The organism is Candidatus Synechococcus calcipolaris G9, from assembly GCF_029582805.1.
In the GTDB taxonomy this organism is placed as follows: Bacteria; Cyanobacteriota; Cyanobacteriia; order Thermosynechococcales; family Thermosynechococcaceae; genus Synechococcus_F; species Synechococcus_F calcipolaris.
Genome location: NZ_JAKKUT010000002.1, coordinates 1,190,158 through 1,205,227 on the forward strand (window position 1 = coordinate 1,190,158; position 15,070 = coordinate 1,205,227).

General features: G+C 50.9%; 13 protein-coding genes. 10 read left to right on the plus strand and 3 right to left on the minus strand.

All coding sequences use genetic code 11. From position 1 onward, the window contains the following. Nucleotides 1-17 precede the first annotated feature (17 nt). The 10 genes from L3556_RS08680 to L3556_RS08725 all read left to right on the plus strand — a co-directional run bounded on the left by L3556_RS08680 (nt 18) and on the right by L3556_RS08725 (nt 13,385). The gene (locus L3556_RS08680) at nt 18-1,388 is read left to right on the plus strand and encodes a CheR family methyltransferase (RefSeq protein WP_277866881.1); all 1,371 of its coding nucleotides are present in this window, start codon (nt 18-20) and stop codon (nt 1,386-1,388) included. A 493-nt stretch (nt 1,389-1,881) separates the two neighbouring features. Next, complete coding sequence (locus tag L3556_RS08685) at nt 1,882-3,027, plus strand: response regulator (protein ID WP_277866882.1); 1,146 nt, start codon at nt 1,882-1,884, stop codon at nt 3,025-3,027. 47 nt (nt 3,028-3,074) lie between these two features. Continuing rightward, entirely contained in the window at nt 3,075-4,088 is a 1,014-nt protein-coding gene (locus tag L3556_RS08690; protein ID WP_277866883.1) for a chemotaxis protein CheW, read from the plus strand. Nucleotides 4,089-4,154: 66 nt separating this feature from the next. Next, nucleotides 4,155-5,498, plus strand: a complete 1,344-nt coding sequence (locus tag L3556_RS08695) for a methyl-accepting chemotaxis protein (protein WP_277866884.1) — start codon at nt 4,155-4,157, stop codon at nt 5,496-5,498. 7 nt (nt 5,499-5,505) lie between these two features. Then, the gene (locus L3556_RS08700) at nt 5,506-7,827 is read left to right on the plus strand and encodes a hybrid sensor histidine kinase/response regulator (protein WP_277866885.1); all 2,322 of its coding nucleotides are present in this window, start codon (nt 5,506-5,508) and stop codon (nt 7,825-7,827) included. Next, a complete protein-coding gene (locus tag L3556_RS08705) occupies nt 7,814-8,227 on the plus strand; it encodes a response regulator (protein WP_277866886.1) in 414 nt (137 codons plus the stop codon). The genes L3556_RS08700 and L3556_RS08705 overlap by 14 nt, the downstream gene beginning before the upstream one ends. Before the next feature lie 20 nt (nt 8,228-8,247). After that, nucleotides 8,248-9,306, plus strand: a complete 1,059-nt coding sequence (cheB, locus tag L3556_RS08710; RefSeq protein ID WP_277866887.1) for a chemotaxis-specific protein-glutamate methyltransferase CheB — start codon at nt 8,248-8,250, stop codon at nt 9,304-9,306. Between the two features lie 98 nt (nt 9,307-9,404). Beyond that, nucleotides 9,405-10,775 (plus strand): histidine phosphatase family protein, encoded by a 1,371-nt coding sequence (locus L3556_RS08715; RefSeq protein ID WP_479682440.1) that lies wholly within the window; start codon nt 9,405-9,407, stop codon nt 10,773-10,775. Between the two features lie 5 nt (nt 10,776-10,780). Beyond that, the gene (locus L3556_RS08720) at nt 10,781-12,076 is read left to right on the plus strand and encodes a dihydroorotase (RefSeq protein WP_277866888.1); all 1,296 of its coding nucleotides are present in this window, start codon (nt 10,781-10,783) and stop codon (nt 12,074-12,076) included. A gap of 43 nt (nt 12,077-12,119) precedes the next feature. Next, nucleotides 12,120-13,385 (plus strand): valine--pyruvate transaminase, encoded by a 1,266-nt coding sequence (locus L3556_RS08725; RefSeq protein ID WP_277866889.1) that lies wholly within the window; start codon nt 12,120-12,122, stop codon nt 13,383-13,385. A 29-nt stretch (nt 13,386-13,414) separates the two neighbouring features. On the opposite strand, the gene L3556_RS08730 is transcribed toward L3556_RS08725, so the two are convergent. Genes L3556_RS08730 through L3556_RS08740 form a run of 3 tightly spaced genes read right to left on the minus strand, consistent with a single transcriptional unit; the run spans nt 13,415 to nt 14,972 of the window. Then, on the minus strand, nt 13,415-13,867 hold the full coding sequence (locus tag L3556_RS08730) for an HNH endonuclease (protein ID WP_277866890.1): 453 nt from the start codon (nt 13,865-13,867) through the stop codon (nt 13,415-13,417). Then, nucleotides 13,854-14,096, minus strand: coding sequence for a hypothetical protein (locus L3556_RS08735; protein ID WP_277866891.1), 243 nt, complete (start codon nt 14,094-14,096; stop codon nt 13,854-13,856). The genes L3556_RS08730 and L3556_RS08735 overlap by 14 nt, the downstream gene beginning before the upstream one ends. Nucleotides 14,097-14,111: 15 nt before the next feature. After that, nucleotides 14,112-14,972 (minus strand): restriction endonuclease, encoded by an 861-nt coding sequence (locus L3556_RS08740; RefSeq protein WP_277866892.1) that lies wholly within the window; start codon nt 14,970-14,972, stop codon nt 14,112-14,114. Nucleotides 14,973-15,070: the final 98 nt, after the last annotated feature.

Below are 15,070 nucleotides of genomic sequence, written 5' to 3' on the forward strand. Positions count from 1 at the left end.
TCGGGGAGGGGGCTGTGATGGATGAAGCGTTACTGGAAAATTTCATTGCCTTAATTTTGACCCATACTGGCATTCATATCCGATCGCAGGATAAATCACTGCTGGCGAAAAAACTCTCCGATCGCAGCCGCGCCCTCTCCTATTCCCGCCTTTCTAGCTACTATGCCCTGCTGGCCAATGGGGGCGATCGCGACAGTCAACAGGAATGGAAAGTTCTTGCCTCGGTCATCACCACTGGCGAGAGCTACTTTTTCCGAGATCAGGGCCAAATTACCCTACTGCAAGAGCGTATTTTGCCGGAACTCATGACTACCCACAGCGAGGATCGGCGGTTAAATATTTTGAGTGCGGGCTGCTCCAGTGGCGAAGAGGTCTATTCCCTGGCAATTTTGCTGAAGGAACTCATTCCCTACATTCACAACTGGAACATTTCCCTCGTTGGTCTGGACTTAAATCAGGAGGCCATTGCCAAGGCTAAGGAGGGATTGTACAGCGAGTGGTCTTTTCGGGGGGTAGAACCAGCCCGGCGATCGCACTATTTTCAACGCACGGCTCAGGGGTGGCAAGTGATCCCGGAACTGCAAAAAATGGTGGAGTTCCGCTGTGCCAACTTAATTCAAGATGGGATTACCTGTTTTGCCCATGAATCGGTGGATCTAATCATTTGCCGCAATGTGTTTATCTACTTTGATAGAGATCGCATTAGCCTAGTTCTGAAAAAATTCATTGATCTATTGAAACCCAAAGGCTATTTATTAACGGGCCACACCGAACTCCAAGGGCAAATCGTCGAACCCTTACAGATACTAAGCTTTCCTGAATCCGTCATTTATCAACACTCCCCCCATCCCCCGGAAATCTTGCCCGCCCCAACCCCCTCCCAACCGCTGATCCCTGCCAATACATGGGAACGGGCCCAGGATGCCTTTAGCCAGGGAAACTATGGGGATGCCATTCGCCTAAGCAAGGACTGGCTAAAACTCAACCCCAAGGACGACCAAACCCTTTCTCTGATCGCCCAAGCTGCGGCCAATCAAGGCAAATATGCCGCCGCCATTGACACCTGCCATCAGATACTGGCGATCGCCCCCACCTCTAGTTCAGCCCTCTTTTTACTGGCCCAAATTGCCGAGTCCCAGGGGGACATCGATAAAGCAAAGGAATACCTCCGCCGCATTCTCTTCCTTGATCCCAACTCCATTCCCGCCTACCTAGAACTCTTAGAACTCCATGCCAGGGACAGGGAATCAGGCCAGGCCCAGCGTCTTCTGGAAACAGCAGCGGCCCTATTACAGGAACGCCCAGATACAGACATTATTCCCTACCGCCAAGGCGTAACTGTGGCTACCCTCCGCACCCACCTAGAACAACTTCTTAAATCACTATGATTGATCCCCCCCATTCTTGCCTGAATATATAACGATTCAGTTAATCTATTCCCCTCAAATGAGGATAAAAACATTTATGGTTAGCATATTGAAAGCAAATATTATAAATATCATTAAATGTGATCTTTGATACACGATCCCAGCAGATCATCGAGTAAAGTGTCACCTATGCTGGTACAGTGTCGTCCAAGTTGGTATCGTCAAATATTTTTATTTTTTTATTCGCAGTTGGGGAATTAATGCAACCGGTGTTTTTCAAGGTGTTCCCTTTGGCATCGATCTTTAGGCTGGGATCATTGCTATTTCGTACACTGATTGCGTTTAATTTGCTAGATTAATCTTTATTAAGATTAGTTAAGGTTACAAATGAGTTCAAACTAAGATTTTGACATCCATAGACTTTTCTCTATGGTTTGATCGATCTGAATTCCGGGTCACTTTTTCTGTGATCCGACCTGTTGAAGTTCATTATTATGATTGCGGGGAATTTTCTATGCAAGCCTTTGATCGTGTTCCACAGCCATCAGATCACGAATCCGATGAATTAACGAGCCTTATTCAAGCCCTTGCTGGCTATCAAGAAAGTGGCTTTTCGGGGGTCATTAAAATCTCCACCAAAATTCCCCATACCCAAAGGCGACTATGCTACTTTCTCGGATTTCAAGACGGAAATCTCACATTTTCTGAAAATAAAATACCCTCCCCGGAAGAGTTTGTTCAATCCCTAGGGCGATACCTCAAGGTGGGGATCATGGATTCCCTAATGCAGTATGCCTCGAATCGCACCACTGACAATCCCTCTGTACGGGAACTATTAGAAGCCATCGTTAGTACCCGTGCCCTCTCCTGGGATGATCTGGAAAAAGCAACCATGAGTCGCATTACGGTGATCCTAGAGCGGTTACTGCCCTACTCCTGCGTGACCCACACCGAAGCCGATGTGGAATATGATCTCTCCTTTGGGGACGATCGCCATGGTATCAGTTACGAAAAAGTGCTTGAGCGGATTAACGAACGGCAAAAATTGTGGAAGCAATATCTACCGATCATTTCCTCAGTGGAAGGGATTCCCCACCTAAGGGAAGGAGTTTTGCCTAGCGTTAAGCATGAACCCACGGCCCAACATCTCAAGCAGTGGGTCAATGGTAAAAATTCCATTGCCGATATTGCCGAAGCCCTCCACCAAGATCCCCTCACCCTGGCTCCCTTATACCTGCGCTGGGCCAATGAAGGGTTGATTAGTGTTATTGACGATCACCAGCCCCAGACCAGTGGTCAAACCATGCCAGTGGTTCTAACGGTGGATGATAGCCCCATTGTTCAGGCCATGATTCGCCGGGCCCTGTGTGAAAACTATGAAGTCATTGGTGCCACCAGCGCCATTGATGCCCTAGGTATCTTAAATAATCGGAACGTGTCTCTGATTTTCTTGGATGTCACTATGCCGGAAATTGACGGCCTAGAGTTTTGCCGCACCATTCGTAAAATTGAAAAGTTCAAAGAGATTCCGGTGATCATGCTCACGGCCAAAGATGGCCTCATTGATCGGGCCAAAGGGCACATGGCCGGAACCAGTCGTTACCTCACCAAACCCGTTGATAAGGAGATGCTTTTGAATACGGTTCAAGAGTTCATCTAATTACAACCGTGTAGTTTGTTATGTAACTTGAGTGTGGTGACGAGGAAATGAATTATTTACGTTTCCGGCTCCAGGGATTGAGCTATGGATTGCCTTTGGACATCGTGAAGGAAGTTTTTTTTCTACCTGAACTCACGCCCCTTCCCGAAGCCCCCGCCGATATTATTGGAGTCTTGAATTTACGGGGAACCTTGCTACCCGTGATGCACCTAGGCAAACGATTGGGCCTGGCCAACCCCATTTGTTTGACAACGGATATCGTGATTACCTTGGAATGGCAAGGCCTACGGGTGGGGGTAATTGTTGACACGGTGGAGGAGGTCATTACCCTTGATCCCCAGCAGATCAATCCTGAACCCGATTATGGCCGCCTCAATCCCCTGGCAACCGCTTTTATGGATGGGATTGCCCAGGTGGGTGAAAATCTGATCCTTTTAGTGAATCCCGATACCCTGATTCGATCGCCGGAAGATGTAGCCAATCTCACGGACGTGGACATGGAGACCCTGGTGATTCCTGAGGATTTCTATCAGTTGTATGCCGCCGATATGGATACCCAGGGGCGATCGCTGTTGCAACAACGGAAGGTAGACTTTGCCCAAACTGAGAAGAATAGCCAAGAGGTGGAGGATCCCCTGATTTTGGCGATCGTCAAGCTGGAACATGAACGGATTGGCATTTCCCTGGAATATATTCGTGAGTTTGTGGACATCTCCCACTATGTTCCCGTTCCCTGCTGCCCTGAGCATATTGTCGGTAATATGAATCTGCGAGGGGAAATTATGACCCTGATTGATATTCGTCCGACCCTTAACTTGGCCCAGTCTGCTCAACACCTGCGTAAGGCAGTTGTCATTGAAGTGGATGACATTAGTGCCGCTGTTTTAGTTGAGGATGTGGAAGATGTACTTAAAGTCACCTATTCTGACCTGCGGTTGTCTCCATTCTTTGGTGAAAACCATCATCGCTTAGGAACAGTGATGCAGGGGGATCAGATAGTCACCCTGTTAAATACACGACAACTGTTGCAGGGAAATAGTTTGATGGTTGAGGCGGCGTAACCGGGGGCGATCGCCCTAGGGTTATGGATTAGATTAGTTTAATTTTTTATTTGTGAGGATGTTTGGATGCGGATTAGATACCAACTGTATTTACTGACCAGTGCCGTCGGCTTTATGGCCATTAGCAGCTTGGGGATTATTCTTTTCAGTCAAACCAGTAAATATCCCAAAATCATCAATGAGGCGGGCCTAGTGCGGGGGGGAACCCAGCGGATTGTCAAATTACGTCTCCTCGGCCAAGTCCCTACAGATTTAATAACGGCTACAGATGAGCGGATTAATACGTTGATCAATGGTGATCCAGCCCAGGATATTCCCCCAGCAACGGATCCTGAATTTCGCCAGGCAATGCAAAATGTGCAACAGCAGTGGGACGCCCTCAAGGTTGAACTCAATCGTCCCCAAATTAACACCGCTGCCATTGCTGAGAGGAGTGAAGAACTTTTTGATGCGACAAACAATGCTAACAGTGTAATGGAGAAAATAGCCGGCCGGGAATATCAACGGGTGTTTGTCCTGGAAACCGTGGTCGTTGTTGCCGAATTAATCATTTTGGTGATTGTTGGTTTTGTGATTCAACGGATTACCAAGGTTCTTTCCGGTATTGCCAACCAAATTGCCAGTGCCTCCACGGAAACCGCCGCCGCCATTGCCGAGCAGGAAAAGGTGATTGCCCAACAGGCCGCCTCGGTGAATCAAACTACTACCACCATGGAAGAATTGGGGGCCTCATCCCGCCAATCTGCGGAGCAAGCGGATGCCTCCTCGGCTGGAGCTAAACAGACCATGGAACTTTCCACCTCTGGGCTTCAGGGGGTGCGTCATACTACCGAAGGTATTGATGTCCTCAAAGATAACGTCTCGGCGATCGCAGAAAAGATTATGCAACTGAGCGAACAAACCACCCAAATCACTTCGGTGTCGGAACTGGTGGCAGACATTGCCAATCAGACCAATATTCTCGCCCTGAATGCCGCCGTGGAAGCCGCCCGGGCCGGGGAGCAGGGTAAGGGCTTCTCCGTCGTTGCCCAGGAAGTACGGAAGCTGGCGGATCAGAGTAAAAAATCCGCAGAAAAGATTACCGCCCTGATTCGGGAAACCCAGGCCTCCATTAATAGCACCGTCATGGTCACGGACGAAGGAACCAAAACCGCCGCCGAATGTATTAAATTGGCCCAGTCCACCCGGGAAACCTTTGAAACCATTGCCGATTCCATTAATTCCGTCTTTGTCAACAGTCAACAGATTGCCCTGAGTTCTAAGCAGCAAGCCGTGGGGGTGCAGCAGGCCGTCTCCGCCATGAATGCTATTAACTTAGGAGCCAGGGAAGCTTCCACCAGTGTGTCCCAGATCAAAACCGCCACCCAACAACTGCTTGAGTCTGCCCAGACCCTGAAAGAGCGAGTGTAAATGGCCTATGTATATCGAGGACGACGAACTACGGAATCTTTACCAGGCAGCCAGTCAGGAGCATCTGCACAATATTGAAGCAGGTCTTTTGGTTCTGGAAAAGCAACCGCAGGATCGGGGCAAGCTGGAGGAGCTACTCCGGGAAACCCACTCCCTGAAGGGGGACTCCAGAATGCTGGGGGTAACAGACGCCGAATCCTTGACCCATCACATCGAAGAAATTCTCACGGCCGTTCACAATGGCGAGGCGAGTTTTTCACCCCAGGTATTTGATTGCCTCTACGAAGGCGTAGATGCGATTAAAAAAGTTGCCCAGGAAGCGGTGACGGGAACTCCCTCCGGCGTTAGTGTCTTCCATGTGTCTGCCCAACTTTTGGCCCTCATTGGTTCCAGCAGTGAGGGGGAAGACCCAGCCCAAATCCCAGATAGAGGAGCGGAAGTTGCCCCAGATCTAACCCCAGAACCTACCTTGTTTGAGGCTGACCTAGGGGCGATCGCTGATTTTGAACAACTGCTCAGGGATACCACGGCCCAGGAATCGGAACCCCGTCTGCCCCTGCCTCCACCCCCAGAGATTCCCTCTCCCCAGGAAATAGTAGAAGAAGAATATCGCTTTGATACGGTGCGAATTGAGGCCACTAAACTCGATGCCCTCATGCACCACATTGGCGAGTTAAGCGTGACCCAGCAGCGGATTGCCCGCCAGCGGATTGTCATCCATACCCTGAATGAACTTTGGGAAGAGGCCCAACGCCAAGCCAGCCAAGGGCAACAGTTCTTAGGCAGTGATTCCAGTACGGTTCCCCTGCGCCAAACCTACCACCAGTTACAAAAGCAGCTTGACTTGATTGGTCAATCCCTACAGCAGTTGGTGGGTAATACCCAGGTGGATGATTCCCGCCTAGAAGTCTTGGCAGATATTCTGGAAACCGATGTTCGCAATCTTCAGCTTCTGCCCTTTTCCAGTATTTTTAACCTCTTTCCACGCACAGTGCGGGATCTGGCCAAGCAACAGAAGAAACAGGTTGATTTTATTGTGGAAGGAGCCGACAACTCCGTGGATCGCCGCATCCTAGAGGAAATGAAGGCCCCCCTCACCCACCTGCTACGGAATGCCATTGATCACGGAATTGAATCACCGGAGGAGCGACTGAGCCAGGGCAAACCAGCGGCAGCCACCTTAATTCTGCGGGGGGCGATCCGGGGCAGTGAAATTGTCATCGAAGTGACGGATGATGGTCGGGGCTTAGACCTGGAGGCCATTAAGCAAACGGCCATTAAGCGGGGATTACGCACCGCCACCGAACTGGCCATGATGACTCCTAGCCAGATTGAAGCCTTGGTCTTTATGCCAGGGTTTTCCACCCGCTCCCAGGTGACGGAAATTTCTGGCCGGGGCGTGGGTCTGGATGTGGTACGGGCCAATGTGGAGCGACTCAAGGGAACCCTGACGGTGACATCCCGCCCCCAAAATGGCTGTACCTTTCGGGTGACGTTGCGGGGAAATCGGGCCACCATCCCCATTCTTGTTGTCCGCCTGGGGGAAACCTACTATGGCGTGCCCACGGATGCGGTGGAAACCTCGCTCCTACTCACCACGGATCAAATGATCACCATTGATGGAAGTCCCAGTATTGTCTGGCAGGGACAGCCCATTGGGGTGAGTTGGTTGGCGGATATTTTGGATCATCCCCACCGCGATCGCCTGCGTCAGTATCCCTGTATGGTGCTGCGCCAAGGGGAGCATTATCGGGGCATGATTGTGGACGAGTTAATTGATTGCCAAGATATTCAACTCAAAACCCAGAGTAAACTACTGAAACGGGTTCCCAACCTCCTGGGGGTGACGATTCTCAGTAGTGGTGAAATTTGCCATATTCTCAATCCCCAGGATCTGATTCAGGTGCCTGGGGCCCACACCTCCCTGGAACGGCTCAGTGCCGAGGCGATCGCCAAGCCCAATGTCCTACTGGTGGAAGATTCCCTGCCCATTCGTACCCAGTTGCGCCGGATTTTAGAAGCGTCGGGCTATGCGGTGACAACGGCCGTGGATGGCATGGACGGCTTTCATCAGTTGCGGGCCGGGGAGTTTGATGCGGTGGTCTCGGATGTGGAAATGCCCAACCAATCTGGCATTGAAATGACTGAGAAAATTCGCCGCTTAAGTGACTATAATAAGTTGCCGATTATTCTCGTCACCACCTTAGCCGCCGATAGCGATCGCCAACGGGCCATGAATGCCGGGGCCAGTGCCTACCTGACCAAGGGGGATTTTGATCAGACGTTATTGTTGAATACCTTAAGGAATTTTATTTATGGCGAAAATTAAAGTAGTTCTCATTGAAGATTCCGTGGTGGCCCTAGAAATTCTGCAACGGCTGATCAACTCATCAGAGGAAGTGGAAGTCGTAGGTACGGCCCTAGATGGTGCCTCAGGTCTCCAAGTAATTGAGCAAAATCAGCCGGACGTGATTTGTACCGATCTTCAGATGCCTGGCATGGATGGGCTGGAGTTCACGAAGGAAGTGATGAAACGCTTTCCCCGGCCGGTTCTGGTCGTTAGCAACGCGGTGCAGCCCAGTGATGTGGATAATATCTATAATTTGATGCAGGCAGGGGCTCTCGACTTCTTTCCCAAGCCCACCAGTGGCATATCCACGGATTACGAACGGCTCAAGAGTGCCCTTGTCACTAAGATTAAGGTTCTCGCCAGCAAGCGTGTCTCCTAAGGAACGGCCCTAAGACCTCCATGGCTATCCGTGTCTTTCTGGTGGAAGATTCCCCCATTGCCCTGCACATCCTAGAGCAAATTCTGCAAGCCGCCCCCGGTCTGGAGGTGGTGGGAACTGCCCAAAATGGCAAAGATGCCCTCCTGCGTATTCCTGAATCCAAGCCCGATGTGATCTGCACCGATCTCTACATGAAGGAGATGGATGGGGTGGAGCTTACACGTCAGATTATGGCCCGCTATCCCCGCCCCATTTTGGTGATTAGTGTGGCCGTGGGCCAAGGCAACGAGCAAAATGCCTTTCAGTTATTGCAGGCCGGGGCGATCGATGTTTTTCCAAAACCGGGGACAGGATTGATTGCCGACTACGACCGAGGGCAACTGATTAATAAAATCAAGGTTCTGGCAGGGGTTAAGGTATTTACGCGGCCCCTGCGGCCAACCCTGGGTACACCCACTAATGGACAATCCTCTGGGCAACCGTCATCGCCCCCAATCAAGTTTCAACAAAATGGAAAATATACCATTATTGGTATTGGTGCATCCACAGGGGGCCCCCAGGCGATCGCCAAGATTCTGTCCAAACTGCCGGGGAATTTTCCCTTACCCATTCTCTGTACGCAGCATATTAGTATGGGTTTTCTGGAGGGGCTGGTCTCGTGGATCCGCCAGGAATGTGCCCTAAAAGTGAAAATTGGTGAAACCGGCGAAACACCGCAACCGGGGGTGGTCTATTTTGCCCCCGATCAATGTAACCTGGAACTGGATCGCCGGGGAAAATTACTCCTGTCTGCTCCCACTGCCTCAGAACGCCACTGTCCCTCAGTGAATGTGATGTTACGATCCCTTGCCTTAGTCTTTGGCCAGGAAGCCATTGGTATTCTACTGACGGGAATGGGGGATGATGGTGCCGATGGAATGCGCTGTTTGGCCGCAGCGGGGGGACTCACCATTGCCCAAGATGAAGCCACCTGTATTGTCTATGGGATGCCCAAGGAAGCCATTGCCCTAGGTGCGGTGCAACATACCTTGGCGATCGATGCCATTGGTGAATCTTTGGTGACATACTGCCGACGCTGATTTGTGATGTTGTGATATTGGCAGAGCGACCAGGAAAGGCTTTAATTCCCACCAAGGAAAACAATCCAGGGTAAAATGCTTCTGGCACTTACGAGGATTTGGTTCTGTCCACACGAGTTGTTATTGTCCGCCACGGCGAAAGTACATTTAATGCCGAGGGGCGTGTCCAGGGCCACAGTGATGCCTCTGCCCTCAGCGATCGCGGCCGGCAAATGGCCCAACGGGTTGCCCAGGCCCTTAAGGGGATTGCCTTTGATGCCTTCTATACCAGTCCCCTGCGCCGGGCCCAAGAAACCGCCGCCGAAATTTTTGCCGGCATTGCCAATGGTTCCATTCCCTCACCCTACCCCCTCAAAACCCTCATCGAAATTTCCCTACCCCAGTGGGAAGATATGTATTTTGAAGAGGTTAAAGAAAAATTTCCTGAGGCCTACCGCTGTTGGCAAGAGCAACCCCACTTGTTGGCCATGGATATTAAAGACGAGGCCGGCAACGTTACTACCTTTTATCCGGGGCGAGACCTCTTTGAGCGGGCCCAGCAGGTGTGGCCAACCCTACTAGAGCAGCATTCTGGGCAAACTATTTTAATTGTGGCCCACAGTGGCATTAATCGGGCCCTGATCTGTACCGCCCTAGGGATGGGTATTGAAGGATATTTACGTTTCCAGCAGGCCAACTGCGGCATTACGGTGCTTAATTTTCCCGGTGCCTGGGGGCAGCCGGCCCAGCTAGAGGCCCTTAATGTCACCAGTCATTTGGGGAATCCCTTTCCCACACCTCGGTTTAAGGAACAAACCCTGCGAATTTTTTTAGTGCGCCATGGGGAGACCGATTGGAATCGTCAGGGTCGGTTTCAAGGTCAAATCGATGTTCCCCTCAATGCCACGGGCCAGGCCCAGGGGGAGCAAGTGGCCGCCTTTCTAAAAGAGGTGTCCTTCCATCAAGCCATTAGCAGTCCGATGCTGCGGCCGAAGGCGACGGCGGAGGCCATCCTGGCCCATCATCCCCAGGTTCCCCTGAAATTGATACCGGCCTTTGCAGAAATTAGCCATGGGGACTGGGAAGGAAAGTTTGAACCGGAGGTGGAAGCCCTCTATCCGGGGGAACTTCATCGCTGGCGGCAGACTCCGGCGGTGGTGCAAATGCCCAATGGCGAAAATCTACGGCAGGTTTGGGAGCGGGCGATCGCCGCGTGGGAGCAATTAATTAACGAATTACGGGAATCGCCTTCCAGCCCCCAGCAGTTGCCCCATCAGGTGTTAGTGGTTGCCCATGATGCCATTAATAAATTGATTTTGTGTCAAGTGGCGGGGTTAGGGATTGAGCAGTTCTGGCATTTTAAGCAGGGCAATGGCGGTGTGAGTATCATTGACTATCCCCTCCAGGGCGGTCATCCCCGCTTACAAGCCATGAATATTACCACCCATTTAGGCGGAGTTTTGGACCCCACGGCCGCTGGAGCATTGTAGACCCTATGGTGGTTCGGTTGCTGCAACAGGTTCGCATTCTTGATCCGGTGAACCAGCGGGACGTTTGCGGCGATGTGTTGCTCGATGATCGATCCATTTTGGCGATCGCCCCCCACATTGACACCTACCCTGACGAAACATACTGTCAAAATGCCCAGGGCTTGATTTTGGGGCCGGGCTTGGTGGATCTCTACAGCCATTCCGGTGAACCGGGCTATGAATACCGGGAAACCCTCGCTTCTCTGGTGGCGGCGGCGGCGGCGGGGGGATTTAGTCGCATCCATCTGTTGCCCGATACCCAACCGGCGATCGATGGCCCAGCGGTCTGGCAACAGATTCAGGCCGGTCTATCGCAAAATGCTCAAAATTCTCGGGTACAGGTGGGGGCATGGGCAGGGTTGACCCAAAATTTAGGGGGAACAGCCCTAAACGATCTGGCAGAGTTAGCCGCCAGTGGCATTGTTGGCTTTAGCGATAGCCGTGGCTTAACCCATTGGCCCCTCTTGCAGCGGGCCCTAGAGTATCTCCAACCCTTTAATCGGCCCGTGGCCCTGTGGCCCTTTGATTCTGGCTTAGGGGGGCAGGGGGTGATGCGCCAAAGTCCTGAGGCTGTGGCATTGGGTTTAGTGGAGCAGGGGGCGATCGCCGAGACGGGGCCCCTGGCCATGATCCTGGAGTTAGCCGCCACCGTCGAATTGCCCATCCATGTCATGCGCCTGTCCACGGCCCGCAGTGTGGAGATGATGGAACAGGTTTACGCCCAAGGCCAGGCCCCCGCCTTCAAACCCACCGCAAGTGTCTCCTGGCTCCATTTACTTTTGAATACCACCGATTTAGGCAGTTATGATCCCAACTTACGGCTCGATCCTCCCCTAGGAACCCCCAGGGATCAGCAGGCCCTCATTGCTGGTGTCAAATCCGGGGCGATCGCCGCCATTGCCATTGATCACACCCCCCTGACCTACGAAGAAAAGATGGTGTCCTTTGCCGAAGCCCTACCAGGGGCCATTGGCCTAGAGCTGGCCCTACCCTGTCTATGGCAGCAGCTTGTCACCACGGAGCAACTAACGGCCCTAGAGTTATGGCAGGCCTTGAGTACCCGTCCCGCCGAGATTTTGGGGCAAACCCCGGCCCAACTCGTCCCTGGTCAACCCTCGGAAGTGATTCTCTTTGATCCCAACCCGGTCTGGACGGTTACAGCGGATGCGCTCCATAGCCATGCCCAAAATACGCCCTTTTTAGGAAAAACACTCCAGGGTAAAGTTGTGACCCACCTCCTCTACGATCGCCCAGGAGATTAGGGCATAATCAGAAACGTTCACCAAATTACCCCTAGGCATTGTCATGAATCCTGCCCTCTCCCCCATTGGTCTGCAAATGTCGTCTCTGACAGGGGTACGGGCGATTATGAAAGATATTATCGAAACCCTGCGATCCAATCGGGGTCAGGATCTGATTAATCTCAGTGCTGGTAATCCCCTGATTGTCCCAGAGGTGGAACAGTTATGGCGGGATTGTACCCAGGAACTCATGGCCAGTCCCGAATTTGGCCAAGTGGTCTGTCGCTATGGTACAAGCCAAGGCTATGAACCCCTCATTGAGGCGATCGTCGAAGATTTTAATCGTCGCTATGACCTGAATCTGACGGAACGAAATGTCTTGATTACCCCTGGGAGTCAGTCCATCTATTTCTTTGCCGCCAATGCCTTTGCGGGCCCCCTCGGCAATGGGGAATCCAAAAAAGTCGTTTTACCCCTTAGCCCTGAATATACGGGGTATGGCGGCGTTAGTTTAAGCCCGGAAACCGTGGTTGCCTACCGGCCGCGCCTAGATATTGCCGAGACCCAGCATTACTTTAAGTACCGTCCCGATTTTCGGCAACTCCAGATTGATGGTACGACGGGCTGTGTTATTTTTTCCCGCCCCTGTAACCCCACAGGTAATGTCCTCAGTGATGGGGAAGTGCGCCAGATTGCAGATTTAGCCATTCCCTACGGTGTCCCTGTTTTGGTGGATGCCGCCTACGGCCCTCCCTTTCCCAGTTTGAATTTTACGGAACTCGTACCAGTCTTTGGCGGTAATATTGTCCATTGTTTAAGTCTATCCAAGGCCGGCCTGCCTGGGGAGCGGGTGGGTATTGCCATTGGCGATAGTGGCATTTTAAGTGTCCTAGAGGCCTTTCAAACCAATGCCTGTATCCATTCATCCCGTTTTGGCCAGGCGATCGCCGCCCTTGCCATTGCCAATGGGGCCCTGGCAGATGTGTCCCTAAATGTGATTCGACCGTTTTACCAGAAAAAATTCACGGTCTTAGAAACCACCCTCAATCAGTTTTTACCCGATCACCTCCCTTGGTTTTTACATCGGGGCGAAGGGGCAATTTTTGCCTGGTTATGGCTACGGGATTTGCCCATTTCTGACTGGGATCTCTATCAAGAGTTGAAACAAGCGGGTGTGATTGTTGTTCCCGGTAGTTCCTTTTTCCCCGGACTCCAGGAAGAATGGCAGCATAAACACGAGTGCCTACGGATTAGCCTCACCGCCAGTGATGAAGAAATTGCCCTGGGCATGGAACGCCTCGCCCAAACGGTCACAGCCGTCTATCGGTGAAGTTAGCTAGCTGGCAGTAGCACCCACCACTAGGCTTGGCACGGATCATCTCCTGGAGGGTGCAATTTAGTTTGTATCCAAAACCGTCTTGTTGATCGAATAGAATCGTTCTCAGGATAACGGGAATCATTCAAATCAAGACGCAGGCAAGTTGCGCGACCAATTGGTGAAGTTCCTTCTATAACAACACCTTGATTTAGCCAAACAAAATGTTGTCCCCACTTCTGTTTACGCGGGTTGAAAATAGGAACAATCTCTTGAGTATCTGGATCAATACCAGCTACAAAGTTGTATCGCCTCTCGTTGCAGCGACGACAGGCAAGTGCAAGATTATCAAGTTCATCAGAACCACCCAAAGATTTTGGAATGACATGATCAAAGGTAAATCGATTGGCGCTCAACCGCTCTGGTGAATGACAATACTCGCACACATATTTAGCTCGCTCTCGAATGGCTTGCTTGAGTTCATCACTGATTGGCATTTTGAGCAGCAAGCATTGCGTTGATATGGGTAAAAATGCGATCTAACTCTCCGATCGCATCCAGTTCTGCAATTTCATCAGGCGTGATCTGATCAGCTTTTTGCTTCTCTAGAAGGTTCTCCATTTGCAGTTGCAGAGATTCACTGAATTTGAATAAATTCCAGTTGTCAACTTTTTCAAGTCGGATTTCATGGATTAAAGAAGATGGTTTATTAAGAGTTGTAACCATTTAGCCCCCATTGTATTAAATTTTTGCAAACCAATCTGTATCGACTTCCACTGACTCAATTACTGTGATCTTGACACCAAGCCCCAATTCTTTCAAGCGTTGAACTAACTGTTCTCCATCGATCAGATCAATCGGTGGTGCCCCATCGCGTGTTGCCTCCTTGATCGCATCTCTGGTGAATGTGCCAGTCGTGATCAACAACCCTTTGTCAGTTCGCCCTTGCATGGCTCCACGAAAATCTCGAATTTGACCTGCCGTTACTGAACCTTGATAACGCTTACATTGAAAAAGAACGTGAAAGCTTAGGAAGCCATTAATCCGAGCAATGCCAACTCCATCAATTCCACCGTCACCAGATTTCCCTGTAACTTGAACTTGAATAAATCCGGACTCACGCAGTAGACGTTGTGCCAAACGCTCAAACGCTGATGGCTCAAGAGTTAATAGCATTTTGTGCAACTGTTGATGCCATGCTAACTCTTCCAAGGTTTCGATGGATTCAACAGTTTCAGTTATTGGGTCTGAAGAAACAACCTTGCCCTTCTCTGTATCTCGAACAGCTTTAACAATTTCTTTGGCATCCAGGTCGTCAGGATTAAGTGAGGTTGATACTAACGACCATACGCCACGTGCTGAATTTTGCAAAAGCCCATACTTCTTCAAATAGGTACGGCTCCAGGCAAGACGGTACTCAACTTCACTTTGGGAGGTACTACCATGGGGAATTTCAAGCACCTTATCCGGCAAATTAAGAATTTGTGCTACTTTGTCGTAAATCTCCTCAGTCGTCCCAGACCCACCAAGGACTTGCAGAGCCTGAATTGTGGGTATGAGCATTGAATCAAATGTTGGGACTGAGGAGGCAGATCGCTTCATACAAAGGAGCTGATTTACAGAAATGTTCTTTACAAATATAAATCGCTACTCAAATTATGTAACTGATTTGCGATCGCCCATCATAAGCATCCCATTGA